The following is a 26,182-nucleotide window of genomic DNA, read 5'->3' as shown; positions in this document are numbered from 1 at the left end:
CCCGCCCGGGTCGGGGCGGCTCGCCCCGGCTTGGGACGAGCGGCTACGCAAATAGCGCGCGTGTCCGCGAGGCTCAGCGAGTACCGATCAGGACCGCTCCGTCCGGCAAGGCGGCCTGAAGCGCCCGGCAATCGCCGGTGTTCGACATTCTTGAGGTGGACGGGCCGGGATCCCAGGCCGGTGTCCGGCCCGGTTGAGGTTGGATCGGCACCCAGATTCGGCAAGGCCCGGCCGACTCCCACCAGGGCGTATCCTGCGCCAGTTCGACCGCGCTCGGGGGCGAGGTCGCGCAGCCTGCTGCCAGCAGTGCGGCGGCCCCGATCAGTAGTGCTTTCGTCATGCGTGCTTGCATGGGTGACTCCTGGTAAGACTCCCCTCGTATCCCAGTGTACGCCTGTTCCGCCGCTCGCCCCTTGACGGAGCGAGCGGCAGGTCGTCGTCAGGCTGCGCGCTTGCGCTCGATCCAGTCGTCGACGACGCGCTCGAGAAGCGTCAGGGGCAGGGCGCCGTTGCCGAGCACCTGGTCGTGGAATTCGGGCAGGCTGAAGTCCTCGCCCAGTTCGCGACGGGCCCGTTCGCGCAGCTCCAGGATCTTCATCATGCCGACCTTGTAGGACAGCGCCTGGCCCGGCATGACCAGGTAGCGCTCGATCTCGGCGGTGACTTCGCCTTGGCCCATGCCGGTGTTGGCCAGCATGTAGTCGATGGCCTCCTCGCGCGTCCAGCGCTTGTGGTGCATGCCGGTGTCGACCACCAGGCGGACGGCGCGGAACATCTCGGCCTGGAGGCGTCCGAGGTTGTCGAGCGGGTCGTCCTGGAATCCGATCTCCCAGGCCAGACGCTCGGTGTAGAGCGCCCAGCCTTCGGAGTAGGCGGTGAAGGGCACCAGGCGCCGGAACATGGGGATGCCCTCGAGCTGCTGGGTGATGGCGATCTGGAAGTGGTGGCCGGGGATGCCCTCGTGATAGGCGAGGGTGCGCATGCCGAACTTCGGCACTTCGGAGACATCGCGCAGGTTGGCGAAGAACGTACCCTTGCGCTTGCCGTCCAGGGACGGGCGCTGATAATAGGCGCCGGCCGAGGTTTCCTCGGCGAATTCCGGCACGCGCTTGACTTCGACGCCGGTCTCGGGCCGCAGGTTGAAATACTCGTCCATCGCCGGATCGATCTCGTCGAGGATCGCCTGGTAGTCGGCCAGGATCTGTTCCCGGCCGGCTTCGGTGTCGGGGTAGAGCTGGTCCGGCCGCTTGGCCAGTTGCTGCACGCGCTCGCCGATGGTGCCCTCGGTCAGGCCCTCGGCGCGCAGGATGGCGTCCATCTCACGACCGATTCGCTCGACCTCGGCCAGGCCGATCTCGTGGATCTCCTCGGCCGTCATATCGGTCGTCGTGTGCTGGCGAATCGCCTGCTGGTAGAAGGCGTCGCCGTCGGGCAGTCGCCAGACGCCGCCGTTGCTGGTGGCCTTGGGCTCAAGCTCGCGCAGATAGGCGAGCAGGTCTTCATAAGCCGGGTAGACCGAGCGCTCGACCGCCTCGACGGCCTGCGCATGCAGTTCTTCGCGGCGTGCGGCTTCGAGCTCGGCCTCGTCGATCTCGTTCATTTTCCCGTCGAGGCTGGACACCAGCAGGTGTTCTTCGGGCGCGCTGTCGAGGAAGCCCTCGATCTGCTCGATGACCTTGGTGACGGCGAAGGAGGGCGGCAGGATGCCGCGCTCTTCGCGAATCCGCAGGCCTTCGAGTACGCCGTCGAATTTCTCGTCGAACTGGTTCAGGCGCGCAATGTAGTGCTCGGCGCCGAGTTCGTCCTCGACGACGTGTTGCTGCACCATGAAGTCGGGCAGGTTGCTCTGCACGCCGAAGAGCTGGTTGACCGGGAAATTGTGGAAGCGCCAGCGGTCGGCATCGGCCATCTGGTTGGACATGAAGAAGTCGAACACGTCGTAGGAGAGCAGCCCCTGGCCCTCGTAGTCGGCGCGGTCGTAGCGCTGGAAGGTTTCGTACTCGTCGCGCCAGTAGGCCAGCATTTCCTCGCCGGCCTCGGGCGAAGCGTCGCCGAGCTCGGCGTTGTGGCCGCGAATGCCGAATTGGTCGAGAATGCGCAGCGAAGTGAGCATCTCGGGCTGCTGAAGGCTGAACTTCAGGAAGGCCCGGCTGTAGAACCAGTCGATGGAAAGCGGCTTGAAGTACCAGAAATTGACGAACAGCAGGCCGCCGATGAGCATCAGGGCTGCCAGGCTGACGCCGCCCCACTTGAGGAATTTTTTCATTGTCTTCCCGGTTTTTGTTGACTCGACCGGAAACTGTAAACTCCCGGCGCAGGCAAGGGCATGCGCCAGAAGTCATGTTTCGACCCCGGCCCGGAGCGGGCCAGTGAAGCCTCAGGGCCTGACGACCAGGCTGCCGGTCGAAGTGCGGCCGAACAGTGCTTCGAAGGCCTGGCCGGCATCGGCCAGGTCATAGACCCGGGTCGGCGTGGGATCGATCCGCCCCGACAAGGTCCATTCAGCCAGCGTCTTGATGACCGGCGGGACCACGGTGGGATCGGCCATGACCGTGCCGCCCCAGTTGACGCCGTGGATGGAACAGCGCTTGAGCAGCGGCAGGTTCATCGGGAGCTTCGCCATGCCGGCGACGAAGCCCACGACCAGGAAACGTCCGCCGGGGGCCAGCAGTCGCAATGCGGCCTCCGAGGTATCGCCGCCGACCGGATCGTAGACGATGTCGACGCCGCGCTTGCCGGTGATTGCCTTGACTTCGTCGCGCCAGCCGTCGGCCGTGTAGTCCACGACGGCATCGGCCCCGTGGGTCAGGCAGTGATTCCTCTTGTCCTCGCTGGAGGCACAGGCGATTACCTTTGCTCCCAGCGCCCTGGCGCACTCGATGGCCGTGGTGCCGGTGCTTCCCGATGCGCCGAGAACAAGGACGGTCTCACCTTCCTTCACGTTGCCGATTTCGCGCAGGCCGAAGAGACTCGTGGCCCAGGAAATGAAGAAGTTGGCGGCCTGCACCGGCTCAAGGTCCGGCGGCAGCGGCGCACAGGAAGCAGCCGGCAGGGTCACCTGCTCCGCCAGGCCGCCGTGGAGGGCGAAAGCGGCGACCCGGTCGCCGGGCCTGACATGAGCGACGCCTTCACCCACCGACTCGACGGTGCCCGCCATCGAACTGCCGGGCACGAAAGGCAGCTCGGGCCGGATCTGGTAGTCGCCGCGGATCAGGAGACCGTCGAAGAAGCCGACACCCACGCCGCCGACGTCGAGACGGACCTCGCCCGGGCCCGGCTCGGGCGGCTGCGGCAATTCGCTGACGCCGATGGCCGCCGGATTTCCGAATTCCGTGATCTGAATCCCTCGCATTCCTCAACTCCCGAAACAATGTGTCCGGCCATTATCCATATCGGGAATGCGGCGGGCTTCGCACGCCCAGTGGACGCGCGAAGCCCGCGGTTCGCGTTCAGCGGTTGCGGCGTCCGCGATGCGCTTCGCGCATGGTCTCGAGTTCGGCCAGCTGTTCCTCGGTCAGGATCGAGGCCAGCTCGGATCGAAGCGCTCCGCGCTCGTGCATGCGCTCGGCTCGGTGCTCGGCCATGAGGGTCTGGATCGCCTCCTTTTGCTGGTCGCTCAGGTCGAGCTGGCCCAGTGCATAGGCCAGGCGATTGCCGCGACGCTTGTCGTGACCTGCGCGTGCATGGCGGCGTTCCCGGTGCTCCTTCATCTGTTCGAAGCGGGCCGCCTGCTCCTCGTCGAGCACGGCCAGGATCTCCTGGTGCAGGGCTTCCCTGGCCGCGCGGACTTGTTCCCGGGCCTCCGGATCGGGATTGCCGTCGGCGTCGCGCCACTGGATCTCGTTGTGCATGTAGTCGCGGTGCTCGTCGAACAGCGCGGTGATCGTCGCGACCTGCTGTTCATCCAGGTCGAGCCGCTCGGCCAGGTTGTCCACCGGGCCGCGGGCGAGAGCCAGCGAGGACAGGCAGAGCAAGGCCAGGCCGGCGATGGTTTTGGTCAGTCGGGAAGTCATCATTGCGCTTTCTCCATGGTTCGGGTTTGGGGCGTGACCGAACGTTGTCCGATCACGATTCCAGTCTGCGCGCGGCGCGCGACAAGTTGGGTCAAGCGGTTGTTCGAAGTGTCAAGAAACGTCTACTGCGGCAAGTCCAGCGTGACGACCAGCCCGCCGTCGGGCGCGTTCTCGGCGATGATCTCGCCGCCGTGCCGCTCCACGGCCGCCCGGGCGATGGCCAGGCCGATTCCGCCGCCGACGCCGGATTCGCTCCGGCCCGGACTGAGCCGCACGAAGGGTTCGAAGATTCGTTGCAGGTCGCCCGGATCGACGCCCGGGCCCCGGTCGGTCACCCGCAAGCGGATTCGATCTCCATGCTGTCGCAGCACGACGTTCACGACGGCATCCGCGGGGCTGTGGCGGACGGCGTTGCGAATCACGTTCTCGATGGCGTGACGCAAGGCTTGTTCATCGCCTTGGGCCGGCAGCCGCTCCGGGGCCTCGAACTCGACCCCGACCTTTCGCGCCCGGCCTTCCAGGCGGGCGTCGGCGACGATATCGGTAACGCACTCGACCAGGTCGAATGTCCGATCCGCCAGCGGATCGGCATGCTGCAGCCGCGCATAGGCGAGAATTTCGCCGACCAGTAGGTCCAGGCGCTCGCCCTCGACGCGGATCCGTTCAAGGTGGCGGGGATCGTTGTCGCGCTCGGCCAGCGACAGCGCCACCTGGATCCGTGCCAGCGGCGAGCGCAGTTCGTGCGAGACATCGCGCAGCAACTGCTGCTGGCCGCTGATCATTTGTGACAGCTGGTCGGCCATGCGGTTGAAATCGCGGGCCAGGCCGCCGATCTCGTCGCGTCTTCGGGTGAGCCGCCCGGGCAGGCGCGCGGCCAGGTCGCCGCTGCCCAGCGCGCTGCCGGCTTCGCGCATGCGCTGCATCGGGCGGGCGATGTAGCGGGCCAGCGCGAAACTGATCAACCCGCTGATGAAAATCGCGACGACGAGCAGGCCCAGTGGACCGAAGGGTCCGAACAGGCGGAAAAGGAAAGGTCGGGGCGGTCGCGAGATGATCAGCAGGTAGTCGCGGCCGCCCGGTGCCTGGAGTTCGCGCACCCAGCGGTGGGTGCCCCCCGCATGGCCCAAATCCCGTCCGGATCGCCAAGCCTCGACCAGTGGACGGCCGTGCCTGGGCAGCCGCTCGCCGAGCAGTTCCACGCCGTTTGCGTTCACGACGTGCAGGTCCAGCACGCGGGAGCGGGCCCTTGCGGCCATCAGCCATCTTTTCAGGCCGCGCTCACCGTGCCGGTTCAGCGCCGCCCGGGCCGGGGCAACGACCCGCTCTTCGATGAACTCCGTGCGCTCCTGTTCGAATTCCTCTCCGCGTTGGTAGCGGTGGATCTGGGAGTTGATCAGGACCACCGAAACCAGGGTCAGGACGATGACCGCCCAGAAAGCCAGGAAGACGCGGACCGAAAGCCGGTTCACGGCGCATCCCCGTCCGCCGTCAGGCAGTAGCCGCGCCCGCGGACGTTGCGAATGCTGACGCCGGCACCCGCTTCCTCCAGCTTGTGGCGCAGCCGGCTGACGTGCGTGTCCACGCTTCGATCGAAGGGCATCGCCTCGCGCCCCAGGGCATACTGCGACAGCGCGTCCTTGGAGTGGACTTCGCCGGGTGTGCGCGCCAGCATTTCCAGCAGTGCGAACTCCGCGCCGGTAAGGACGATCCGGCCGGCGGCCCCCTCGGCATTCCGGTTCTCCGGATCCAGGCGCAGGCGGCCGACCTGGGCGGGACCTTGTTCTGCCGGACCGGGTCGGCCGCGCCGCCACACGGCGCGCAGACGCGCAGCGAGTTCGCGCGGATTGAAGGGTTTGGGGAGGTAATCGTCGGCACCCAGCTCGAGCCCGACGATCCGGTCGGTGTCGTCGCCCCGGGCGGTGAGCATGATCACCGGCACGTCGCCGTGGCGCCTGATCTCGCGCAGTACATCGAATCCGTTGGCGCCGGGCATCATCACGTCGAGGACCACGGCGTCGGGTGGCTGCGGCTGCGTCGCCCGGGTGCGGCCCGTTTCGCCATCATGGACACTGGTGACGCTCATACCTTCGCCCGCGAGAAACTCCTCGAGCATCGCGCAGAGCTCGACATCGTCGTCGACGATCAGGACGCTGGGCTGCTTCATGGCGCCAATTTAGCGCGATCCGGGGCCGATTGTCCGTCCCGAAGTGTCAAGAACCGCAAACTGGTTTACAATGCGCGCCGCTTCGATTGCGGTTCACCCGGGTCCGGTCATGGCTTCTACAGTCGTACCGTTCCGCTGAACCAGCTCCCAGACCTATCCCACAGTCCGGACATCGCTGTTCGGGCCATAAGGTTTTGCCCGAATGAATGTCCTCTATGCCATCCGGCGCGACTGGCTTTCCAATGTCCGTGCCGACGTACTGGCCGGCCTGGTGGTTGCGCTGGCCCTGATCCCCGAGGCGATCGCCTTTTCCCTGATCGCGGGCCTGGATCCCCGGGTCGGGCTGTACGCTTCTTTCTGCATCGCCGTGGTGATCGCGTTCACGGGCGGCCGTCCCGGCATGATTTCGGCGGCCACGGGCGCCATGGCCTTGCTGATGGTGACCCTGGTCCGCGACCACGGCCTGCAGTACCTGCTGGCCGCCACGGTGCTGACCGGCCTGCTACAGATCGTCGCCGGCTACCTCAAGCTGGCCGATCTGATGCGCTTCGTGTCGCGGTCGGTCGTGACCGGTTTCGTCAATGCGCTGGCGATTCTCATTTTCCTGGCCCAGCTCCCGGAGCTGATCGGTGTGCCCGGGATGGTGTACCCGATGGTTGCCGTCGGTCTTCTGATCATCTATGGCCTGCCGTATCTCACCCGCGCCGTTCCGTCTCCGCTGGTGGCGATCGTGCTGCTGACGGCTGCGGCGGTCGCCATGGGCATCGAAGTGCCGACCGTGGGCGACAAGGGCGAGCTGCCCGATTCCCTGCCCACTTTCCTGCTGCCCGACATCCCCTGGACGCTCGAAACCTTGATGATCATCCTGCCGGTCTCGACGACCATGATGGTGGTGGGACTGCTCGAGTCCTTCCTGACCGCGCAGATCGTCGACGACCTGACCGACACGCCCAGCGACAAGCACCGCGAGGCCAGGGGGCAGGGGCTGGCCAATATCGTCTCCGGTTTCTTCGGCGGCATGGCCGGCTGCGCCATGATCGGGCAGTCGGTGATCAACGTGAAATCCGGCGGGCGCGGGCGGCTTTCGAGCCTCGTCGCCGGTGTCGTCCTCCTGCTGATGGTGGTCTTCCTGGGCGACTACGTGGGCATGATTCCCATGGCGGCCCTGGTGGCGGTCATGATCATGGTGTCGATCGGGACTTTCAGCTGGCAGTCGATCGCCAATCTCAGGCACCATCCCAGGACATCGAGCCTGGTGATGATCGGAACGGTCGTGGTCACCGTGTTCACTCACGACCTCGCCAAGGGCGTGCTGACCGGTGTGCTGCTCTCCGCGCTGGGCTTCGCCCGCAAGGTCGGGCAGGTCCTGGTCGTGGCCAGGCACCAGGAAGACGAAGGGCGCACCCGCCGCTATACCGTCACCGGGCAGGTCTTCTTTGCTTCCGCTGCAGAGTTCCTGGGCGCCTTCGATTTCCGGGAAGTGGTGGAGCGGGTGCGAATCGACGTCTCCAACGCGCACTTCTGGGATCTCAGTGCCGTTGGCGCGCTGGATCGGGTGATACTGAAATTCCGGCGCGAAGGGGTCGAGGTCGAGGTTGTCGGAATGGACGAAGCCAGCCGAACGCTGGTGGACCGCCTGGGTGTGCACGACAAACCCGATGCCGAGAAACTGCTGGGGCACTGAGGAGACGCCGCGATGAGCAACACTGACTACACCATTCCTCAAGACGGCAAGGTCATGGCCTGCCTCGATACCTCGATCTATGCCGATTCGGTGATCGACTATGCCGCCTGGGCTTCGGCACGACTGGACGCCGCGCTGGTCTGCCTGCACGTCCTCGACCGGGAAACGTCCGGAGCGGTTTCGGCGGACTACAGCGGCAATATCGGCGTCGATACACAGTCGGCCCTGCTCGAGGAGCTCGCCGAACTCGACGCCCAGCGCTCGCGCTTGGCCATGCAGCAGGGCCGCGCGCTGCTGGAGCGCGCGACCGAACGCGCTGCGAAGGCGGGCGCCCGGGAGCCCGAGAGCCTGCAGCGTCACGGCACCCTCGTCGAAACCGCCACGCAGCTGGAGCAAGACGTCCGCCTGTTCGTGATCGGCAAGCGCGGCGAGTCGGTGGATTTCGGCAAGGGCCACCTGGGCGCCAACCTCGAGCGCACCGTCCGCGCGGTGCATCGTCCCTTGCTTGTCGCCTCGCGGCGGTTCCGTCCGGTCCGGTCCTTCGCCATCGCTTACGATGGCAGCGACACCAGCCGCAAGTGCGTGGCCATGGTCTGTCAGAGCCCGCTTCTGCATGGGCTCGACTGCCACTTGATCGTAGCCGGCAGCGAAGACGGGCCGATGCGCGACAGGCTGGAGCGGGCCTGCCGGGAACTGGAAGCCGCCGGCTATGCGCCGCAAGTCGTGGTGCGTCCGGGCAATGCCGAAGACGTGATTGCAGAACAGGTCGAACTGTTCGACATCGACCTGCTGGTCATGGGTGCCTACGGACACTCGCGCATCCGCCACCTGATCGTCGGCAGCACGACGACCGCCGTGCTGCAGAACTGCACGATTCCCGTGTTGCTGTTGCGTTGATTGTTTGATGACACCGCCGCCTCGTCTGCCTGGATCGTGGCAAACCCGGCACCTTGACCGGCCCGGCCCGGACGACTAGGCTTTCTGGCAAGTGCCGATCAGGCGGAAGGGGGTTGTCTGGCGGTTGCGATTCGACTGGAAACCACCGTGACAGAGGGAGCGGCGTGGTGTCAGCGAAACGGAAAGTGGCAGAACTGCTCGAGTCGGCCGATGTGCAGATCGACGGCGATCGTCCCTGGGACCTGAAGGTTCATGACGACCGCTTCTATCGGCGTGCACTGGCTGAAGGGTCGCTCGGCGTGGGCGAGGCCTACATGGACGACTGGTGGGATGTCGAAAAGCTCGACGAGTTTTTCGTTCGCGTTCAGCGCGCCCGCATCGAAGACCGTATCCGCACGCCGTCGACCATCGCCCAGGTCCTGCTGAGCAAGCTGGCCAACCAGCAGAGCCGCCGGCGCTCGCGCCAGGTGGCCGAGCAGCACTACGACCTCTCCACCCGTCTCTACGAAGCGATGCTCGGTCCGACCATGCAGTACACCTGCGCCTACTACGGCCGGGAAGGGCAGATCGGGTCGCTCGATGAGGCTCAGCGCGCCAAGCTGGCGCTGGTGGCGCAGAAACTGGATCTGAAACCGGGCATGCGGATTCTCGAGCTCGGCGGCGGTTTCGGCGAACTGGCGCGCTACCTGGCCGCCGAGCACGACTGCGAAGTGGTGAGTTTCAATATCAGCCGTCGACAGGTCGAGTATGCCCGCCGGATCTGCCAGGGGCTGCCTGTGGACGTGCGCCTGCAAGATTACCGGGAGGCCATCGACGAGCCCGAGACCTTCGACCGGGTCGTCAGCGTCGGGCTGATGGAGCACGTCGGCCCCAAGAACTATCGCGGCTTTTTCGAGCTGGTTCGTGCGCGGCTCAAGGCCGGCGGCCTGGCCCTGCTGCACACCATCGGCGGCAATGTCAGCCGAACGACCGCCGATGCCTGGATCCGGAAGTACATTTTCCCGGGCGGCGTGATTCCTTCCGAAGCGCAGCTGACTCGCGCCAAGGAAGGTCTCCTCGTCCTCGAGGACTGGCACAATTTCGGCCCGGACTATGATCGAACCCTGATGGCCTGGGAGTCGAATTTCCTCGGCGCCTGGCCGGAACTGTCCGAACGGGACGGCCTGGACGAGCGCTTCTATCGGATGTGGCGCTTCTATCTCAACTGTTCCGCCGGCGCCTTTCGTTCGCGCGGTCTGAATCTCTGGCAGCTGGTGCTCAGCCACGGCGATATCCCGCGCTATGTTCCGGTGCGCTGAAGCATGAGCACGGATGTCCGGGAGGCACATCGTCGCCGCACTGAAGCGCTCTCGAAGGCGTTGACCGGCTCGCGCGGTCCGGTTCGCCTGCGCAAGCGCACCAGCAATCTCTTTCGTCCACGCGAGGAGATCGAGCGCACGCAGCTCGACGTGGCTTCGCTCGATCACGTCATCGAGATCGATCCCGACGCGCGCGTCGCCGAGGTCGAAGGCATGACGACCTACGCCGACCTGGTCGACGCGACCTTGCCTTTCGGGCTCGCGCCGGCCATCGTGCCGGAATTGAAGAGCATTACCGTCGGGGGCGCGATGACCGGCCTGGGCATCGAGTCCATGGCTTTCCGACACGGCCTGGTGCATCACACGGTCAGTGAAATGGACGTGCTCGTCGCCGACGGTCGGGTGCTGACCTGTTCTCCCGACCAACGAAGCGAACTGTTCTTCGGTTTTCCGAATTCCTTCGGCAGTCTCGGCTATGCCATGCGCCTACGCGTCGAGCTGGTGCCGGTGGCCCGTCACGTTCGCCTGGAACACACGCGCTTCAGCGATCCGGGCTACTTGTTCGCCGCGATCGCCGACGAATGCGAGCAGCCGACTTGCGACTACCTTGACGCGGTGTATTTCGCGCCCGGCGAATTCGTGCTGACCAGGGCGGGATTCGTCGAGGAGTTGCCGCCCGACACGGCCCCCAGCGACTACACCTGGATGCAGCAGTACTGGAAGAGCTTGCGGGACAAGCGCGAAGACTACCTCTCGATCCACGATTATCTGTGGCGTTGGGATACCGACTGGTTCTGGTGCAGCAAGAACCTGGGCATGAACTTCAAGCCCCTGCGTTTTCTCATGGGGCGCAAGCGGCTCAACAGCATCACCTATCAGAAAGTCATGCGGGCCAGCAATCGCTGGCCCCTGAGCATGATGTGCCACGTCCGTCCCCGCACCGAATCGGTCATCCAGGATGTCGACATTCCGATCGACAATGCCGCGGCCTTCCTGGTCGAGTTCGAAGCCCGGATCGGCATCCGCCCGGTCTGGATCTGTCCGTTCGTCGTGCCCGACGGCCGCTTCTCGCTTTTCGAGCTGCGCACGGATACGCCCTACATCAACTTCGGTTTCTGGGACATGGTGCGCAGCGACGAGCCCGACGGCCATTACAACGCTTTGGTCGAAGACCTGGTCGCCAGGCACGGCGGCAAGAAGAGCCTGTATTCGCGCAGCACCTACGACGAACAGCGCTTCTGGCAGGAGTACAACCGCGAGGCCTACGAATCCCTCAAGCGGGAATACGACCCCGAGGGTCGGTTCCCGGGGCTCTACGAGAAGGCCGTAAAGAGCCGATAGCTGCATTGCTCCCACCGACGCGCCAGGATGGCGCGCGGAAAGGGTTGGTTGGAAGCGGTGCGGGTGGCATGGCTCATCGCCGGGCAGTTTAATCGCTGCGAGTTACCAAGCGGAGGGCTGAACTCGGTTGGCCGATGGCTGAACTTTTTTGGTAGCTTGGGGGCATTGGGCTTTTGCACAGGGAGAAAGTAGTGGAGAAGGGAGTGGCTCTCGACTTCGATGGTCTCGTTCGTGTCGTCTTGAAATTGTTCGGGCTCGTCCTCGCTGTCTATGGCATCTCTACCTTGGCAGCCTATGCACCCTTGGTTCTGTCCAGCTCCGGCGCATTGCAGTTGCTCAACTTTCTGAGCGGCCCCGCCGTATTCATCGGCGCGGGACTGTTCCTGTGGTTCTTTCCCGCCCCGATAAGCAATACGGTGATTCGAGGGGGTGGAGAGCAAGGTGAAGAGTCGGTGTGGGTAGCCAGACTGGTCGAGGCGGGATCAGTGCTCATTGGTTTGTGGCTGTTCGTGGTGGCGATCTCCGATCTAGTGTTTCAACTGCTCGCAGAGCGCAGCCAGGCCGAACGATTGCCGTATGAGCAGGGTCCCAGCGAATTCGGGGCTTACGTCAGCGCCACGCTCGTAGAGCTCGCGCTGGCGCTCTTTCTCATTTTCGGAGCCCGCGGTATTGCCGTACTGGTGCGTCGCGTTCGATACGGCGGCCTGGAAACGAGTCGAAGGCAATAGACGGTCAGCTGCCGGCGCCTTTGAGCATCTCCATCAGTTTCAGGGCAGTACGCCAGTTTCGCGTCGTCACCGGCGATCCGGCCAGCCGGTCGAGGGCGACCGGGGTGAGCTTGCTGCGCGCAGAGCCGTTCGGGAAGTGAAGCCACAGGGCCCCGTTGCGCTGCTCGGCGCGTTCGTCAGCCGTGGCGCGGGCCTGGAGCGCCTCGGCCGCGCGCGGGTCGAGCGGCGCTTTGGAAAGCCCGAGCATGACCCGGTTGGCCTCGGCCTCGCTGGCCTCGGGAAACGGGTTGGAAGACAGAAGGCTGGTCCATTCGCGGCCGGTGCGAACCAGCGTGTGGACATCGTGCCCGAAGCGATCGCGAATTGCGGCCTGGAGTTCGTCCTCGAGCGTGCGCGCTTCCCGGTCGGACGCGAAGACGATATTGCCGCTCTGGATGTAGGTTGCCACCTCACCCCAGCCGATTTCGGAGCACAGCTCGCGCAGATCGGCCATCGGGATGCGGTTGTGCCCGCCAACGTTGATCCCCCGCAGCAGGGCGACGCGCCGATTCATGCCGAAGAAGCCTTCATGGCTCGAAGCGGTCCGAGAAGATGAACAGGCCGGGCGCGCTCAGCTGGTATTCGAATTCGGGCAGGTCGAGCGCGTTCGATTGACAAGTGATCGTGGCGGTCTGCTCCTCGCCGCTGGTCGGCGTGAACGTAAGCGTGAAGTCGACGCTGTCCGAAGGTGCGACATCGGAGAAGCTGAGGGGAACGGGGACTGTCTGAAAGTTCTCATCGGCCGGTGCCAGGCTGCAGTCGATGTCCAGGGGCGCGCTCCCGTCATTGGTGAACTGCCCGTCCACGGTGGCGCTGTCGCCGACGCCGACCACGCCGAAATCGATCGTTCCGGGTGCCGGGGTGGGGGCCAGGCCCGCCGCAGTGCCGGTTCCGGTCAGGGAAGCGGCGATGGTGCCGACATTGGTCGCAACCGACAGCGAGTCGTTCAGGGCGCCGTCGGTGGTGGGCGCAAAGACAACCTGGACCGAGCAGAATTCTCCCTGCGCCAGGCTGGTCGATGCGCAGTCATCCTGGCTGATGGCGAAATCGGCGCTTGCAGTCGATACGGTGCTGATCTGCAAGCCGTCCGCGTTGCCGCTGTTGCTCACATGGACGGTCCGGGCCGGGCTGGACTGGCCGGCTTCGATGTCGCCGAAATCCAGAGATGACGGTGAGAGGTCGACCTGCGGCCCGTCGCTGATGATCGAAACCAGGCCGTCGACGCTGGCGCTCGGTGTGAACAGCAGATCCTGATCCTGGGGCGCATTCCATTCCAGCAAGACATCGGTGCCGCCCGGGGCATCGGGCGCAATGCTGAGTTCTAGCGTGCCGGTGAACGAGGCGATCGGAGTGCCCGACAGGTTCGCGGCGGATACGACCAGTCGGTTCGTATCGTTGAGCACGCAACTGACGATCAGGGCGGCAGACGAGTCGCAGAGATTTCCAACGTCGACCGCGCTGAAGGCATCGATGCCCTGGATGCGGGCGCGGGCTTCGAGTACGTCGGCGTCTTCGGTGTTGTCGAACTCGAATGCGACGGACACCGTGGTGCCGGGCGCGCCGCTTGCCGTTCCGAGACTGACGCTGCCGCCGCCCTGTTGGGCCAGGGCCGGACCGACTGTCAGGGCGAACGTGACCAGCACCAAGGCCGAAAGCGCGGGGAATTGCCGGGGTAAGGGGCGCTTAGCAGGGGGCATTCCGAATCTCTCCGTTTAATCCCCCTTGGTCTCGGAGAAACCTTAGCACTTTCTGATTCTTGGTCCCGTGATGCGGTTGGCGAAACCGGAAAAAAGCCCGGCTTGTTTTCTATAAGCGCAGACTATCGAAGACATGAAAACAATGTATTGTAGAAATTCACGCTGAGCCGATATGATCACAGGGCTGATCCGGATGCAATCCGGCCCGAACTCGTATCTCAGGCCCCGCGGGGCCGCGTGAAGTTGCTGACAAGAGAGGAGAGACTATGGATACCGAAGCCAAATGCCCGTTTGCACCGGCAAAATTCCGACACACCGCGAGCGGAAGTCTTTCGAACTCCACCTGGTGGCCTGAAAGCCTCAACTTGAGGATTCTCAACCAGAACTCGCCCAAGGTGGACCCGATGGGCGAGCGGTTCGACTATGCCGAGGAGTTCAAGAAGCTCGACTACGATGCGGTCAAGAAGGACTTGCACGCCCTGATGACCGATTCCCAGGACTGGTGGCCGGCCGACTACGGCCATTACGGCCCCTTCTTCATCCGCATGGCCTGGCACGCCGCCGGCACCTACCGCGTGGCCGACGGCCGTGGCGGCGGATCGACCGGTAACCAGCGCTTTGCGCCGCTCAACAGCTGGCCGGACAACGGCAACCTGGACAAGGCGAGGCGCCTGCTGTGGCCGATCAAGCAGAAGTACGGCAAGCAGCTTTCCTGGGCCGACCTCTACATTCTCACCGGCAACGTCGCCCTCGAATCGATGGGCTTCAAGACCTTCGGTTTCGGCGGCGGCCGAGAGGATATCTGGGAGCCGGAAGGCGATGTCTTCTGGGGCCCCGAGAGCGAGTGGCTGGGCAATGAGCGCCACGAATCCGACGGCGAGCTGATGGGCAACCTGGCCGCCGACCACATGGGCCTGATCTACGTGAATCCCGAGGGCCCGAACGGCAATGGCGACCCGGAAGACGCCGCGTTCTACATCCGCCAGACCTTTGCCCGCATGGCGATGAACGACGAGGAAACCGTCGCGCTGATCGCCGGCGGCCACACCTTCGGCAAGTGTCACGGGGCGGCCCCCGATTCTCACCACGGCCCGGAACCCGAGGCGGCACCGATCGAACAGCAGGGCCTGGGCTGGAAGAGCGACTACGGCACCGGCATGGGCAAGGACACCATCACCAGCGGCCTGGAAGGCGCCTGGACGATGGAGCCGACGAAGTGGGACATGAATTACTTCGAGAACCTGTTCAACTTCGAATGGGAACTGACCACCAGCCCGGCCGGCGCCAAACAGTGGAAGCCGGTCAATCCGGAAGCCCAGGACACCGTTCCCGACGCGCACGATCCCAGTGAGCGACACGCGCCGATGATGGCCACGACCGACATTTCCCTGAAGGTCGACCCGGCGTATCGGGAAATTTCCTTGCGATTCTGGAAGAACCCCGAGGCGTTTGCCGATGCCTTCGCGCGAGCCTGGTACAAGCTGACCCACCGCGACATGGGCCCGATCGATCGCTATCTCGGCCCCGAAGTGCCGGACGAAGAGCTGATCTGGCAGGACCCGGTGCCGAAGGTCGACCACGAGTTGATCGACGACTCCGACATTGCCGAACTCAAGAGCAAACTCCTGGACAGCGGCCTGTCGGTCTCCGAGCTGGCTTTCGTGGCCTGGGCCTCGGCTTCGACCTACCGTCACACCGACAAGCGCGGCGGCGCCAACGGGGCACGCATCCGTCTGACGCCGATGAAGGACTGGGAAGCCAACCAGCCCGAGAAGCTCGGCGCCTGGCTCGACAAGATCGAGGGCGTGCAGAAGGCTTTCAACGACGCCCAGTCGGGCAACAAGAGGGTCTCGCTGGCCGACCTGATCGTGCTGGGCGGTGCTGCCGCCGTCGAGAAGGCCGCGAAGGACGCGGGCTTCGACGTCACCGTGCCGTTCCATCCCGGTCGCACCGACGCCAGCCAGGATCAGATCGATGTCGATTCCTTCGAATGGCTGGAGCCGAAGGCGGACGGTTTCCGCAACTATCTCGGTCACGGACATGATCGTCCGCAGGAGGAAATGCTGGTGGACCGGGCCCAATTGCTAGGGCTGACCGCACCGGAGATGACCGTGCTCGTCGGCGGCATGCGCGCCCTGGGTGCCAATCACGACCAGACCTCGCACGGCGTGTTCACCGACCAGTCGGGCAAGTTGACCAATGAATTCTTCGTCAACCTGCTCGACATGAAAACGGAATGGAAGGAATCAGACCGCGAAGGCATCTACGAAGGCCACGACCGTGAATCGGGCCAGATCAAGTGGACCGCCACGCGCAACGACCTGATCTTCGGTTCCAACTCGCAGCTGCGGGCCGTCGGCGAGGTGTACGCCAGCGAAGACGGCAAGGAAAAGTTCGTCCGCGACTTCATTGCCGCCTGGAACAAGGTGATGGACGCGGACCGCTTCGATCTCGCCTGATCCAGCGAGATCTGTCAGCAACTTGACCCCGGCTCCCCCTGGGTGCCGGGGTCTTTTTTGTCTCCTGGATCGATCTCGATGCCGGCGTGTGCTTTCGTTCAGAAGGTCACCTGCTCACGCCGTGATCAACTTCCGTGAATCCGGCTGCTGTAGATGCCGGTAGAATGTTGCGCTTTGCCTGGCAGGTCGTTTTCTGCATGCCCGTCAACCGTCTCGGTCTGATCGCTCTGTTCATCTGCTTTTGCGATTTGATGACCGGCGCGCCGGCGCAGGCGCGGCCGGAGTGGCTGTCCGAGGGATACCTGCTGGATCGCTGGACCAATGCCGACGGGCTGCCCGTCAACGGGACGACCGACGTGCTGATGGGCAAGCACGGCTATCTCTGGGTCGCCACCTTCGATGGCCTGGTCCGCTTCGATGGTCACCGATTCAAGACATACAGTGCCGGCAGCCATCCGGGTCTGCCCGGCAATCGTCTGACCCGCCTGATCCAGCAGGACAATGGCCTGATCTGGCTGCTCACCGAGCAGTACGCACTGGCCAGCTTCGATGGCCGGGAGTTTCACGCTGCCGGGACCGAGCAGGGGTTGCCTGCCCCGCGTGTGCTGAAGCTTCATCTCGACCGTCGGGATCGACTCTGGTTGGGCACCGAGCAGGGATTGGCCCATGCCTGCGGCGGTGCCTGTTTCCAGAGCGTTGGCGAATCCGCGCTGCAGGGCGAGGCTGTCCAGGCCTTTGCCGATGCCCCGGAGGGCGGCATCTGGGCAGGAACCGGCACGGGCAGGGTAATTCGCGCCGGCATTGGCGGCGTCGAGCAGATCCTGAATGCCGAAGACGGCATTGCGCTGCGTGATGTTCGCGCACTGGCGGTCGATTCAGACGGGGTCGTGTTCGCAGGGGGGCAGGGCGGCCTGGTCCGAATCGAAGGCAACAAGGGCCGTATGCTGCGCCTCTTCGAGGGCAAGACCGTCAACGATCTGGAGTTTGCCCCTGGCGGCGAACTGATCGTGCAGTCCTACGAGCGCACCTGGCGCTCGAGCGATGACGGATGGCGCGTCGTCAACGAGGGGCCGATTGCAGGCTACGTCCGCCTGGTGGCTGACGGTCCGCATGGATCAGAGTGGCGGGTGCGCCAGTACGACCTGCTCGAGAACGGCGAGTCGGTAGTCCGGGCGCCATGCCCCATCCGGGACTTCGCGTTCGACTCGACCGGCGGCGTCTGGCTGGCCACGCTCTGTGACGGGCTGTGGCGGGTCAGTCAGCGTCGATTCGACACGATTACCACGCAGCACGGACTGCCTGAGGGTCCGGTATACGGCATGGCCCAGGGCGCAGACGGCACAATCTGGGCCAGCGTGGGCGCGGGAGCCCTGGCCGAGATTCGCGGTGGCGTGGTTCGGGGTGTTCACGCTGCCGGTTCTCCCGGGCAGGTCGTGGGCACGGTGACCGTCACTCGGCAAGGGCGCGTGCTGGTGGGACAGGGTGGCTTCTGCACGATGCAGGCGGGTGAATGTGAAGTGCCGGAACGATTGCCCCGGGTGCTCGGGAATGTTCTTGTGCGCAGCATTTTCGAGGACCGTTCCGGCGGACTCTGGATCGGCAGCCAGACCGGCGTTTGGCTCCGATATGACGGCCGCTGGCGAAGCATGCAGGAAGCGCTGGCCCTGCCGGAGTGGGTTCAGGTGCAGACCGTTTACCAAGCCGAGAGTGGCAGTCTCTGGTTCGGGACGGACTCCGACGGTTTGCGTCGCCGGTCGCCCGGTGGTGAAGTGTTGGCGTTCGGCCGGGGTGACGGTCTGTCAAGCGACCGGATTCGCGATCTCTACCAGGACTCGAGCGGCCATCTCTGGGTCGTAACCGCCGACAGCGGTGTTTGCCGCTCCGATCGACGCGAGCATCGCCCCGGGCTTGTTTTCGACTGTCTCGACAGCCGTCAGGGTCTCTATGCCGACAGCCTTCATCGCCTGCTGGCCGACGGCAAGGGACGATTCTGGTTCAACAGCAACAGCGGCGTGTTCTGGCTGCACCGACAGTCGCTGGAGCGCGTGCTCGAAGGGCGTGCGGAGCGCGTCTATTCGCGCGTATTCACCGAAAGCGATGGCCTCCCCGACCGGGAAGGCAACGGCGGTGTGCAGAACGCCGGCATTCGACTTCTCGACGGACGCCTGGCGTTTCCCGGCCAGGGGGGCATTGCCATATTCGATCCAGGCGTCGTGGAGGAGCACCAGGGGGCACCGCGCGTGATCATCCAGCAGCTTCGCCTGGCCGACGGGACCGCCCTGCCGGCCGGAAATCGCGTCGAATTGCCGCTTGGCGAACGCGTGTTCTCGGTGCAGATCACCGGTATCAAGCCCGGCTTGACCGGGGAGATCTACTTTCGCTACCGCTTCGACGACGGATCCTGGATGGAGGTCGGCGAAGACCGTAACCTGGGTTTCGACAACGTTCGGGCCGGCCGGCATCGGCTCGAAATCGCAGCCGTCGACGCCAACAGCGGCTTGTCGGGTCCGGTCGCGAGCATGGATATCGAGGTGCCGCCTCATTTATACGAGCGGACGAGCGTTCGCGTTGCGAGTATCGGAGCGATTGTGCTGCTGGCGGCTGTCTGGCTCGCACGACGTCATCGCGCGGCCATTCGGCTGCAGCAGTACCTGCATCGGGAAGTGGACCGCCGGACGAGCCAGGTGCTGCGCGAGCGGCACCGGGCCGATGCGGCCGTGGCAATCGCGGGTGAACGATCGGAAGGCGCAGAGGCGTCGACTGCGGAGAGCGCCGTCGCCACGGCAACCACCGAACCCCTGCTGGCCGACGATGTGCGAACTTGGATCGAACGAAATGTGCAACACGGTGGTCTTTCGGTGGCCGCCCTGGCAGAGTCGATGCACATGTCGCGCAGCAAGCTGCACCGGCGCCTGGTCCGGGAGACTGGCCGTTCGCCCGGCGAGTTCATTCGCGATGTGCGGCTCGGGCTGGCTCGCCAGATGCTGCAGGGTGACGGCAGGAGTGTTTCAGACGTCGCTTATTCTGTCGGTTTTTCGAGTGTTTCCGGTTTCAGCCGCGCCTACCGCAATCACTTTGGCGAGTCGCCTTCCCAGACCGGAAGCGAATGAGGGCTCCACGGCAGCGGGCCCGGGCACCCGGCCCGGGCCCTGCAGGTTTTCGTCACTCGGTCATGTGGCTGAGTTCGTCGACGCGGACCCAGACATCGGCGTAGTAGTCAGCGATCGCTGCGCGATCGATCTCGCGCATCCTCTTGAACTCCTCCTCGCCGAAGTGCTCCTCGAGCATCTGCCAGAAGCCGTTATCGCCGTCGAATTCGCTGAAGCTCGCCGCCGGTGACACGACATAGATGCCGCTGTGGTGCTCGCCGCCCACCGACGAGTAGAAATAGAAGGGCTCGTGCCAGTCTTTCTCGCGGGCGGCTTCAGCATATTTCTTGACGTTTTCCAGGAAGGCCCTGGAGTCCTCGAGCTCGAAGGTCGTCACCCAGGCGATCTTGCGGTCCTTGTCGTCATCCACGTGGTAGCTGTGCTCGTCCATGTAGATATCGAACGAGGCGTAGACCTTGTCCACGGCAGCGTGATAGCGGTCCTTGAACTGCTCGTAGCAGGCGTCCAGTTCCGGGGTCTCTGAATCGAATTCGGACCATCGCTGGTTGCCCAGCACAAAGGCGTAGCGGTTCATGTTGCCGGTCTCCGCGCGGAAGACCCACCACTCCATGCTGTCATCGGCTTCGGTGATGCATTCGTTCCAGTCGCCGACGACTTCACGATATTCGTCGTGCATGTCGCCCTTGACGTATTCCAGGTAGACGCGCTGAACCCAGTCTTCAGCCTCCCCGTTCTCGTCGGCGAAGGCCGGAACGAAAGCGAGTGCAAAGCAGGCAATGCCGATCGATGCGAATTTCATGGTTTCCCTCCCGAAAATGATCTTGTGGAAGGGGCAATTCAGCACCGAAAGCCCGGAAATACCTGTCGAAAGTCTTTCAGGTCACCCTGGGCGGTGTGTTGGCGAAGCACGGGTATTCCTTCATGCGCTCGAGGAAGGCGGCTAGCTCGATGTGCTCGGTCAGGGTGATTCGCTCGCGGAAGAGGGCCCAGTCCAGGAAGCAGCCGAGTCGCAGCTCGCCGTCGGTAAAGCGGTCGGTTTTCGCGGGCAGTGCGCCCGCTCGCCCTTCCAGCGCCTCCAGAATGTCGTGTACCCGCGCGGCTTGTCGGGCCAGATAGCCGCTCTGCGCGGGCCCGAGTCCGTCTTTCTCGAGCAGGAACAGGTTGATGGCCGTGTCCAGGGCCGTGTTGGTCAGCGCGAACAGGTCGCAGTCCTCCACATCGGGGAGGAATGCCCGGCGTGCCGACTCGCGGATGAACTTCAGAATGGACAGGGAGTCGTTGAGTACGAGATCGCCGGCTTTCAGGAACGGTACCCGTTTTGCCGGCGCCAACCGGGCGCTCTGCGCGTAATCGGTTTCGATCAGCTCGTAATCCTGTCCCGTCTCGGCCAGGGCAATGCGGCAATGGCGCACGTAGGGCGAGGTGTAGGTGCCGTAGAGTTGGATGGTCATGAGATTTCCCGCTTTGTGCCATGGGATTGCCTTGCGACGGCCAATCTACCGTATGATCTGCGGCCATGTCGGCCTATTTCGTCATCATCTCGCTGATCGTCGTCGGTCGCCTGTTGGCACGTGTTTTCCCGGCGAGTGCGCCGGAAGTGCTCAACCGCGTGGTCATCATGCTGTGCCTGCCCGCGCTCATTTTTATCCACGTGCCCACGCTGGAGGCCAGCACGGCGCTGTTGCCGCTGGTGATCGTGCCGTGGACCTTGCTGGCGGTGAGCGTGGGCCTGGTGCTGCTGCTCGCGCGCTGGCTGGAACTGCGGCGCGAGGCGGTCGCCGTTCTGCTCCTTCTGCTGCCGCTGGGCAACACTTCGTTCCTCGGGTTTCCGTTGGTCGAGGCGCTTCTGGGCGAGGAGCAGGTGCGTTACGCGGTGGTCTACGACCAGTTCGGATCCTTCCTGATCGTATGCACGCACGCGCTGTTCGTGCTGGCCTGGTTCGGCACCGGCCAGCGTCCGGCCGTGGGCGACATGGCCCGGCGAATCGTCACCTTCCCGCCCTTCATTGCCCTGGTGGGCGCACTGCTGCTCGGCAACGCCTGGTTCCCCGACTGGCTGATGGAGCTGGCGCGGAATTTCGCCGACATGCTGCTGCCCCTGGTCACGCTCGCCATCGGCATGAGTCTCCATTTGCGGCTGGTGCACGAGTACCGCCGGCCGCTGTTCATCGGCCTTGCCAGCAAGTTGCTGATTTTGCCGGCGGTCGCGCTGGGCCTGATCCTGCTTCTCGGGACCCGGCCGGACATCGCCCGGGTCGCCCTGCTGGAGTCGGCCATGCCGCCGATGATCACCGCCGCGGCCCTGCTCTCCTCAGCCCGCCTGGCACCGCCGCTGGCCTCGGCGCTGGTGGCCTGGGGTGTCCTGCTGTCGGCACTCACCGTGCCTGCCTGGTACTTCGTGGCTGAATGGGTGTTTGGAACGGCCTAAACGGGGCCGCGCAGTGACTTTGACGCGCGAGTTCCAGGCTTGGTGGCGGGATGACATGGGGTGGATGCCTTACTGGAATCGATCTGCAAAAAGGACATCACCCGCCACCAGGCCGTCGAAGACGCCGATGAAGCCACCGGACCCGAATACGGTCAGCTCACCATCCGGGGCGATAACGCACTGGCTGAGGAGGGCGCCGGAGCCTGTCGGGGAGATGTCGAAGAAGCTCAAGCCGCCGTTGGTCGAGGCCAGGGCGCGTGATCCCGACGGGAAGCGCCGGCCGACGACCACTATGCGGTCGCCGCGCATGCACACGCCGTGCGCCCAGCTGTCGCCATCGTCTCGGAACTCGTGCACGGTGTAGTTGGCCGGGTTGTAGGGGTCGCCGCTGCTGACGTAGATCTTGCCCAGGGTCGGGGTGGTCTGCCGGCCCACGGCGACGACGCGCTCGTTGCTGACCGCGATGCCCCACAGCTCGCCATCGTAGCTTGGGTCGAGGATCACTTCGACCAGATCTGAAGGCAGGGCACCGGGTGTCTGGGATGGCAGGAAGATCCGCGGCGCGACGCTGTTGCGGCTGCCCGAGCCGTAGAAGCCGCCGTCGTGGGCAATCAGGCTGGTGAATGGCTCGATGCCGTCCAGGCGGGTCCAGTCCTGGGCTGAACTGCCGACGGTGGAGTCGGGGCGGAACAGCTTGGTCCAGCCGGTCTGCGAGGCGGTCAGGGCTGCGCCGCTGTCGAGTTCGGCGTAGTGGCCGATGGTGTCGTTGAGGCCGGCCACCGGCGCGCCGATCAGGGCGGCCTCAGCAGGGTAGGGTTGGGTACCACTCGTATCGAGTCGGATGATGCGGTATTGAGTGCCGGCATCGGAGATCGTCCCGGCCAGGTACAGGGCGCCGTCGTGGCCCCGTTCGATATCGTGAACACGAAAGGTATCGATGATGCCGGCGGGGTTGGTCGTCGGTACCTGCCAGCTCTGACCGCCGTCGGTGCTTCGGTGCAGCCCGAACCCGCTGCTGCCGGTGCCGCAGCCGACCCACAGGGTGGCGTCGTCGTCGCGGTGCAGCGCGTGCTGTTGGGAGGCATCGCAGCCGACGTTGTGGATTGACCAGCTGCCGGGCCCGGCCTGTGTGGTAGTGGTGGGAAGCAGACAGGCCGCAAGCAGGACAAGCTGAACGAGCGATGCGGAACGATGGGTCATGATGCGATCTCCGGAATGATGAACAGAACAGTCGTCATCATTCCGGGTGGGGCGTCCGGCAGGGTGAAATCAGCTTGAAAGTTGCTTGAAAACGCGCCGGGTCGGCGCGCTTTCAGTCGACTTTCGTCAGCAGTCCGCGAGCGCGCTGCATCAGCGGCAGAAAGCCCTGCCGGCTTGCGGTTTCCTCGACCCAGGCCAGGCGCTCGCGGGCCAGCTCGGGCGGGGCAACCCGGCTGCGCAGCAGGCCGAGGCGCAGGGTCTGCTCGGCATCGGGCGAGCCGACCAGCAGTTCGTCGGCCTGGCCGAGCACGCCGGCGGCGTCGTCGTGCCGGTCTTGCTCGATCAGCGCTTCGGCCAGCAGCAGCAGGGTGTCGATCTGGCGGTTGACCATGCGGATCTCGCCAAAGGCGAAGGCCAGGCGGCGTGCGGTCTGCTCGGCGGCGACGGCCTGGCCGTGCGCCAGGTCGGCGCGCGCCAGGTGCATTTCGGTGACCAGCATGTGGTTTTCGGCGTTGATCCCGGTCATCAGGTCGTGGGCGCGCTGGAATTCGTTGCGGGCGCCCTCGGGGTCGCCCTCGATCAATGCGTGCTCGCCGCGAACGATGTGGGCCACCGCAGTCTCGGCCGGGTCTTCGATGTCGAGCGTCTCGATGGTCTGCATGACCGCCTCGAGTTCCTCGAAGCGGCCCATGCCGACCAGGATGGCGCCAAGGGTAGTCAAGGCGCGCATCTGCATCAGTACCGCACCCTGTTCGGCGAAGGCCTCGCCCGCCTGGCGGATGCGGCGCTCGGCGCTGAGCAGCTCGCCCTGGCGGCGGTGGATCAGCGCCAGGTTGTAGGACACCCGGGCGATATCGGTTCGGGCGCCGAGCATCTCGAAGATCCCCAACGACTCTTCGGCCAGCTCGATCGAACGGGTCATGTCGCGGCGGTCGCCGGCGATCGCGGCCAGGTTGCCCAGGGCCATGGCCTGTCCGCGCAGGTCGCCGGCGTCCTCGAAGGCTTCCAATGCGCGCTGGAAGATCGGTTCGGCGTCCGGCAGGCGACCGGAACGGGCGAGCAGGGTGGCGTGGTTGATCAGGGCCGCGCCTTCGCCCTGGCGGTCGCCCAGCGAGCGGAAGCTGCGCGCCGCCTGGTGGAGGTGGTCGATTGCCTCGTCGGGCCGGTTGGCGCGCATCAGGGTGTTGCCGAACTGGACGTGCGCCCGGGCCACGCGGCGCGGGTCGGCGACGGTCTCGAAGCGGGTCAGGGCCTGTGCCAGGGCCCCGATCGAATCGTTCAGGCGACCTGCCCGTTCGTGGATTGAGCCGCGAAGGAGGGCGGATTCGGCCAGGCCCACGGGGTGGGGAATGGCTTCGAACAGCTGCTCGGCGAGATCGACGGTTTGAAGGGCCGGCTCCAGGTCGCCCTGCAGAAACTCCAGTCGGGCCAGCTGCAGCAGGGCACGGGCGTGGTCGCTGTCGGACAGGTCGCTGTCGCCGGCGGTCAGCCGGGCGAGCCGCTCGCGCGCAGCCGACCATTCACCCAGTTCGATCAGGGCTTCGCTCTGAGACAGCTGGGCCGTGGCCAGTAGCGCCGGGGTGGATTGGTTGGTGGCCAGTTCGGCGGCCTCGCGTGCGGCTTCGAGCTGTTGATCATGCTGCTTCTGGAGTGCGGCCAGTTCGGCGTCGAGCAGGGCAAGTCGCGGGTCCTCGGGCTGCTTGAGCCGGAGCGACTGGAGCGCTTCGGTGGCAGCGTCGAAGCGTCCGGACTGGCTCAACGCCCGGACCAGGCGGCGGCTACTGCCGGGGTCGGGGAAGAACTGCGTCAGCGCCTGCAGGCGGTCGGCGGCGCGCTGCCAGTCGAAGGCCAGCATCGCTGCAGTGGCCTCGATGTCAAGCCGGTCGCGTCGCGGCCACAGGCGGGTGGCGGCCATGGCACGTTCGCTGAACTTACGCGCGGTCGCCAGGTCGCCGCGCCGTTCGTGCGCCAGGGCGCTGAGCAGGTCGAGACGCGGGTTGTCGGGCTCGTGCTCGCGGGCGCGGTCGAGCGATTCCAGGGCGGCGGCCGTGTCGAAGCGTTCGAGTGCCTGAACTGCGGCGAAGTAGGCCTGCTGGCTGGCGGGGCGGCGCGGTAGCCGGGCCCGAATGGCTGCGTCGTCGGCTTCCGGTGGCGGCGCGAAACCGAGCCGGTCGCGGATGGCGTTGGCCATGTCGATGCTGATCGACGCGATATCCCAGTCGCTGCGGCCCGACTCCAGGCTGGTCAGGATCTCGTTCGAGCCGGGCCGGCGCAGGCTGGCCAGCAGGCGCGAGCCATCGACCCCGGCGCTGAGGTAGCGACCCTCGACCAGGTAGTCGATGCCTTCCATGCCGGACTCGCTGGCCGCCGCGGCCGAATCGACCGCCAGGACGCGAAACCCGCCCAGCTCGACCAGGGCGTGTCCCAGGTAGGTCTCGAGTGCCGGTCCGATCCAGTTGAGTTCCGGGTCCTCGCTGGAGTTGACCATGCCGGCCACCGCCAGGGTCGGCAGCTGGCCGCGGTCGCCCACCGGGCTGGGTGTCTGGATCCACCACAGGGCGACGACCAGCAGGGTCACAAGGGCAGCCGCGGCCGCAGGCCAGGGCCAATAGCGGCTGAGTCGATCGGCCGGCAATTCCGATACCGGGGGGGCGATGACGGCCGCAGTGTCATGCTCATCGCTCGCCTCGCCATCGTCGGAAACCGCGCGCACGCTGGCGATGAACTGGTAGCCGAGCCGACGGCGCGTGGCAATCAGACGCGGTTCGCTGCTGGAATCGCCCAGCGCCTGGCGCAGTTCCTTGATGGTCTGGGCGACCGAGCTGACCGAGGTGGCCTGGTGCCCCCACACGGCGTCGAGTAGTTGGTCGCGGCTGACCACGGCCGGTGCCTGCTCGATGAGATGGCAAAGCACGGCGAAGGTCTGGGGCCGGAGAATGACGGGGCCGTCGGGCCCGCTGACTTGCTTCTGCTCGGTGTCGAGCTGGAAGTTCTCGAATTCGATCCTCACACGTATCCCCGCACGAAGGCGCCCGGGCGGTCCTGGTCGACCGCGACAGGCACCACAGATGGTCAATCCGACAGGACTTCTTTATATCAGATTGCCATCAAACCTCAGCGCTGT

At 65.3% G+C, this 26,182-nt stretch carries 20 protein-coding genes; 8 read left to right on the top strand and 12 right to left on the bottom strand.

The window, feature by feature from the left end; all coding sequences use genetic code 11:
• Window positions 1-73: 73 nt before the first annotated feature.
• From DZC52_RS15410 to DZC52_RS13965, 6 genes are all read right to left on the bottom strand, one after another.
• On the bottom strand, window positions 74-352 hold the full coding sequence (locus DZC52_RS15410; protein ID WP_147307715.1) for a hypothetical protein: 279 nt from the start codon (window positions 350-352) through the stop codon (window positions 74-76).
• Window positions 353-439: 87 nt separating this feature from the next.
• On the bottom strand, window positions 440-2,266 hold the full coding sequence (locus tag DZC52_RS13985; RefSeq protein WP_116651766.1) for a DUF885 domain-containing protein: 1,827 nt from the start codon (window positions 2,264-2,266) through the stop codon (window positions 440-442).
• A gap of 111 nt (window positions 2,267-2,377) precedes the next feature.
• Window positions 2,378-3,352 carry an NADPH:quinone oxidoreductase family protein gene (locus DZC52_RS13980; protein WP_116651765.1) on the bottom strand — a complete coding sequence of 325 codons (975 nt, stop codon included), beginning with the start codon at window positions 3,350-3,352 and terminating at the stop codon, window positions 2,378-2,380.
• 97 nt (window positions 3,353-3,449) lie between these two features.
• Complete coding sequence (locus tag DZC52_RS13975) at window positions 3,450-4,016, bottom strand: hypothetical protein (protein WP_116651764.1); 567 nt, start codon at window positions 4,014-4,016, stop codon at window positions 3,450-3,452.
• Between the two features lie 119 nt (window positions 4,017-4,135).
• Entirely contained in the window at window positions 4,136-5,482 is a 1,347-nt protein-coding gene (locus DZC52_RS13970; RefSeq protein WP_116651763.1) for an ATP-binding protein, read from the bottom strand.
• On the bottom strand, window positions 5,479-6,177 hold the full coding sequence (locus DZC52_RS13965) for a response regulator transcription factor (protein WP_116651762.1): 699 nt from the start codon (window positions 6,175-6,177) through the stop codon (window positions 5,479-5,481). Before DZC52_RS13965 ends, DZC52_RS13970 begins: the two co-directional genes overlap by 4 nt.
• A 202-nt stretch (window positions 6,178-6,379) precedes the next feature.
• Here DZC52_RS13965 and DZC52_RS13960 point away from each other — a divergent pair, with 202 nt between their 5' ends.
• The 5 genes from DZC52_RS13960 (at window position 6,380) to DZC52_RS13940 (ending at window position 12,125) form a co-directional block, all read left to right on the top strand.
• Window positions 6,380-7,861 (top strand): SulP family inorganic anion transporter, encoded by a 1,482-nt coding sequence (locus DZC52_RS13960; protein WP_116651761.1) that lies wholly within the window; start codon window positions 6,380-6,382, stop codon window positions 7,859-7,861.
• A gap of 12 nt (window positions 7,862-7,873) precedes the next feature.
• Window positions 7,874-8,758, top strand: coding sequence for a universal stress protein (locus DZC52_RS13955; RefSeq protein ID WP_220338396.1), 885 nt, complete (start codon window positions 7,874-7,876; stop codon window positions 8,756-8,758).
• A 167-nt stretch (window positions 8,759-8,925) separates the two neighbouring features.
• A complete protein-coding gene (gene cfa, locus DZC52_RS13950; protein WP_116651826.1) occupies window positions 8,926-10,056 on the top strand; it encodes a cyclopropane fatty acyl phospholipid synthase in 1,131 nt (376 codons plus the stop codon).
• A 3-nt stretch (window positions 10,057-10,059) separates the two neighbouring features.
• On the top strand, window positions 10,060-11,397 hold the full coding sequence (locus tag DZC52_RS13945) for an FAD-binding oxidoreductase (RefSeq protein WP_116651760.1): 1,338 nt from the start codon (window positions 10,060-10,062) through the stop codon (window positions 11,395-11,397).
• A gap of 203 nt (window positions 11,398-11,600) precedes the next feature.
• On the top strand, window positions 11,601-12,125 hold the full coding sequence (locus DZC52_RS13940) for a hypothetical protein (protein WP_147307714.1): 525 nt from the start codon (window positions 11,601-11,603) through the stop codon (window positions 12,123-12,125).
• A 4-nt stretch (window positions 12,126-12,129) separates the two neighbouring features.
• On the opposite strand, the gene DZC52_RS13935 is transcribed toward DZC52_RS13940, so the two are convergent.
• Window positions 12,130-12,678: a DUF1697 domain-containing protein gene (locus DZC52_RS13935; RefSeq protein WP_116651758.1), complete on the bottom strand. Its 549-nt coding sequence runs from the start codon at window positions 12,676-12,678 to the stop codon at window positions 12,130-12,132.
• 13 nt (window positions 12,679-12,691) lie between these two features.
• Window positions 12,692-13,861, bottom strand: coding sequence for a choice-of-anchor D domain-containing protein (locus DZC52_RS13930; RefSeq protein WP_116651757.1), 1,170 nt, complete (start codon window positions 13,859-13,861; stop codon window positions 12,692-12,694).
• Between the two features lie 266 nt (window positions 13,862-14,127).
• On the opposite strand from DZC52_RS13930, the gene katG reads away from it, so the two are divergent.
• Both katG and DZC52_RS13920 read left to right on the top strand, forming a co-directional pair.
• The gene (katG, locus tag DZC52_RS13925; protein WP_116651756.1) at window positions 14,128-16,320 is read left to right on the top strand and encodes a catalase/peroxidase HPI; all 2,193 of its coding nucleotides are present in this window, start codon (window positions 14,128-14,130) and stop codon (window positions 16,318-16,320) included.
• Window positions 16,321-16,484: 164 nt separating this feature from the next.
• Window positions 16,485-19,430 (top strand): AraC family transcriptional regulator, encoded by a 2,946-nt coding sequence (locus DZC52_RS13920; RefSeq protein ID WP_116651755.1) that lies wholly within the window; start codon window positions 16,485-16,487, stop codon window positions 19,428-19,430.
• Between the two features lie 52 nt (window positions 19,431-19,482).
• Here DZC52_RS13920 and DZC52_RS13915 read toward each other — a convergent pair whose 3' ends face one another.
• Both DZC52_RS13915 and DZC52_RS13910 read right to left on the bottom strand, forming a co-directional pair.
• Window positions 19,483-20,229 carry a hypothetical protein gene (locus DZC52_RS13915; RefSeq protein WP_116651754.1) on the bottom strand — a complete coding sequence of 249 codons (747 nt, stop codon included), beginning with the start codon at window positions 20,227-20,229 and terminating at the stop codon, window positions 19,483-19,485.
• Window positions 20,230-20,305: 76 nt separating this feature from the next.
• Window positions 20,306-20,881, bottom strand: a complete 576-nt coding sequence (locus DZC52_RS13910; RefSeq protein ID WP_220338395.1) for a glutathione S-transferase family protein — start codon at window positions 20,879-20,881, stop codon at window positions 20,306-20,308.
• Between the two features lie 65 nt (window positions 20,882-20,946).
• Between DZC52_RS13910 and DZC52_RS13905 the strand changes: the two genes are divergently transcribed.
• On the top strand, window positions 20,947-21,858 hold the full coding sequence (locus DZC52_RS13905) for an AEC family transporter (protein ID WP_116651753.1): 912 nt from the start codon (window positions 20,947-20,949) through the stop codon (window positions 21,856-21,858).
• A gap of 69 nt (window positions 21,859-21,927) precedes the next feature.
• Here DZC52_RS13905 and DZC52_RS13900 read toward each other — a convergent pair whose 3' ends face one another.
• Together DZC52_RS13900 and DZC52_RS13895 are read right to left on the bottom strand one after the other, a co-directional pair.
• Window positions 21,928-23,058, bottom strand: coding sequence for a beta propeller repeat protein (locus DZC52_RS13900; protein ID WP_116651752.1), 1,131 nt, complete (start codon window positions 23,056-23,058; stop codon window positions 21,928-21,930).
• A 112-nt stretch (window positions 23,059-23,170) separates the two neighbouring features.
• Window positions 23,171-26,068, bottom strand: a complete 2,898-nt coding sequence (locus tag DZC52_RS13895) for a tetratricopeptide repeat protein (RefSeq protein WP_181918962.1) — start codon at window positions 26,066-26,068, stop codon at window positions 23,171-23,173.
• Between the last annotated feature and the right edge of the window lie 114 nt (window positions 26,069-26,182).

It is taken from the genome of Wenzhouxiangella sediminis (assembly GCF_003410055.1).
Lineage (GTDB): Bacteria > Pseudomonadota > Gammaproteobacteria > Xanthomonadales > Wenzhouxiangellaceae > Wenzhouxiangella > Wenzhouxiangella sediminis.
The sequence above is the reverse complement of the archived record's forward strand: the minus strand, read 5'-3'. Positions and strand labels throughout refer to the sequence as shown.

Excerpts from the sequence above, each read along its gene's own strand:
- DZC52_RS13935 (WP_116651758.1), bottom strand. The coding sequence starts at position 12,678 with ATGAATCGGCGCGTCGCCCTGCTGCGGGGGATCAACGTTGGCGGGCAC.
- DZC52_RS13955 (WP_220338396.1), top strand. The coding sequence starts at position 7,874 with ATGAGCAACACTGACTACACCATTCCTCAAGACGGCAAGGTCATGGCC.
- DZC52_RS13905 (WP_116651753.1), top strand. The coding sequence starts at position 20,947 with ATGTCGGCCTATTTCGTCATCATCTCGCTGATCGTCGTCGGTCGCCTG.
- DZC52_RS13920 (WP_116651755.1), top strand. The coding sequence starts at position 16,485 with ATGTTGCGCTTTGCCTGGCAGGTCGTTTTCTGCATGCCCGTCAACCGT.
- DZC52_RS13930 (WP_116651757.1), bottom strand. The coding sequence starts at position 13,861 with ATGCCCCCTGCTAAGCGCCCCTTACCCCGGCAATTCCCCGCGCTTTCG.
- DZC52_RS13915 (WP_116651754.1), bottom strand. The coding sequence starts at position 20,229 with ATGAAATTCGCATCGATCGGCATTGCCTGCTTTGCACTCGCTTTCGTT.
- DZC52_RS13900 (WP_116651752.1), bottom strand. The coding sequence starts at position 23,058 with ATGACCCATCGTTCCGCATCGCTCGTTCAGCTTGTCCTGCTTGCGGCC.
- katG (WP_116651756.1), top strand. The coding sequence starts at position 14,128 with ATGGATACCGAAGCCAAATGCCCGTTTGCACCGGCAAAATTCCGACAC.
- DZC52_RS13960 (WP_116651761.1), top strand. The coding sequence starts at position 6,380 with ATGAATGTCCTCTATGCCATCCGGCGCGACTGGCTTTCCAATGTCCGT.
- DZC52_RS15410 (WP_147307715.1), bottom strand. The coding sequence starts at position 352 with ATGCAAGCACGCATGACGAAAGCACTACTGATCGGGGCCGCCGCACTG.
- DZC52_RS13910 (WP_220338395.1), bottom strand. The coding sequence starts at position 20,881 with ATGACCATCCAACTCTACGGCACCTACACCTCGCCCTACGTGCGCCAT.
- DZC52_RS13980 (WP_116651765.1), bottom strand. The coding sequence starts at position 3,352 with ATGCGAGGGATTCAGATCACGGAATTCGGAAATCCGGCGGCCATCGGC.
- DZC52_RS13975 (WP_116651764.1), bottom strand. The coding sequence starts at position 4,016 with ATGATGACTTCCCGACTGACCAAAACCATCGCCGGCCTGGCCTTGCTC.
- DZC52_RS13945 (WP_116651760.1), top strand. The coding sequence starts at position 10,060 with ATGAGCACGGATGTCCGGGAGGCACATCGTCGCCGCACTGAAGCGCTC.
- DZC52_RS13985 (WP_116651766.1), bottom strand. The coding sequence starts at position 2,266 with ATGAAAAAATTCCTCAAGTGGGGCGGCGTCAGCCTGGCAGCCCTGATG.
- DZC52_RS13965 (WP_116651762.1), bottom strand. The coding sequence starts at position 6,177 with ATGAAGCAGCCCAGCGTCCTGATCGTCGACGACGATGTCGAGCTCTGC.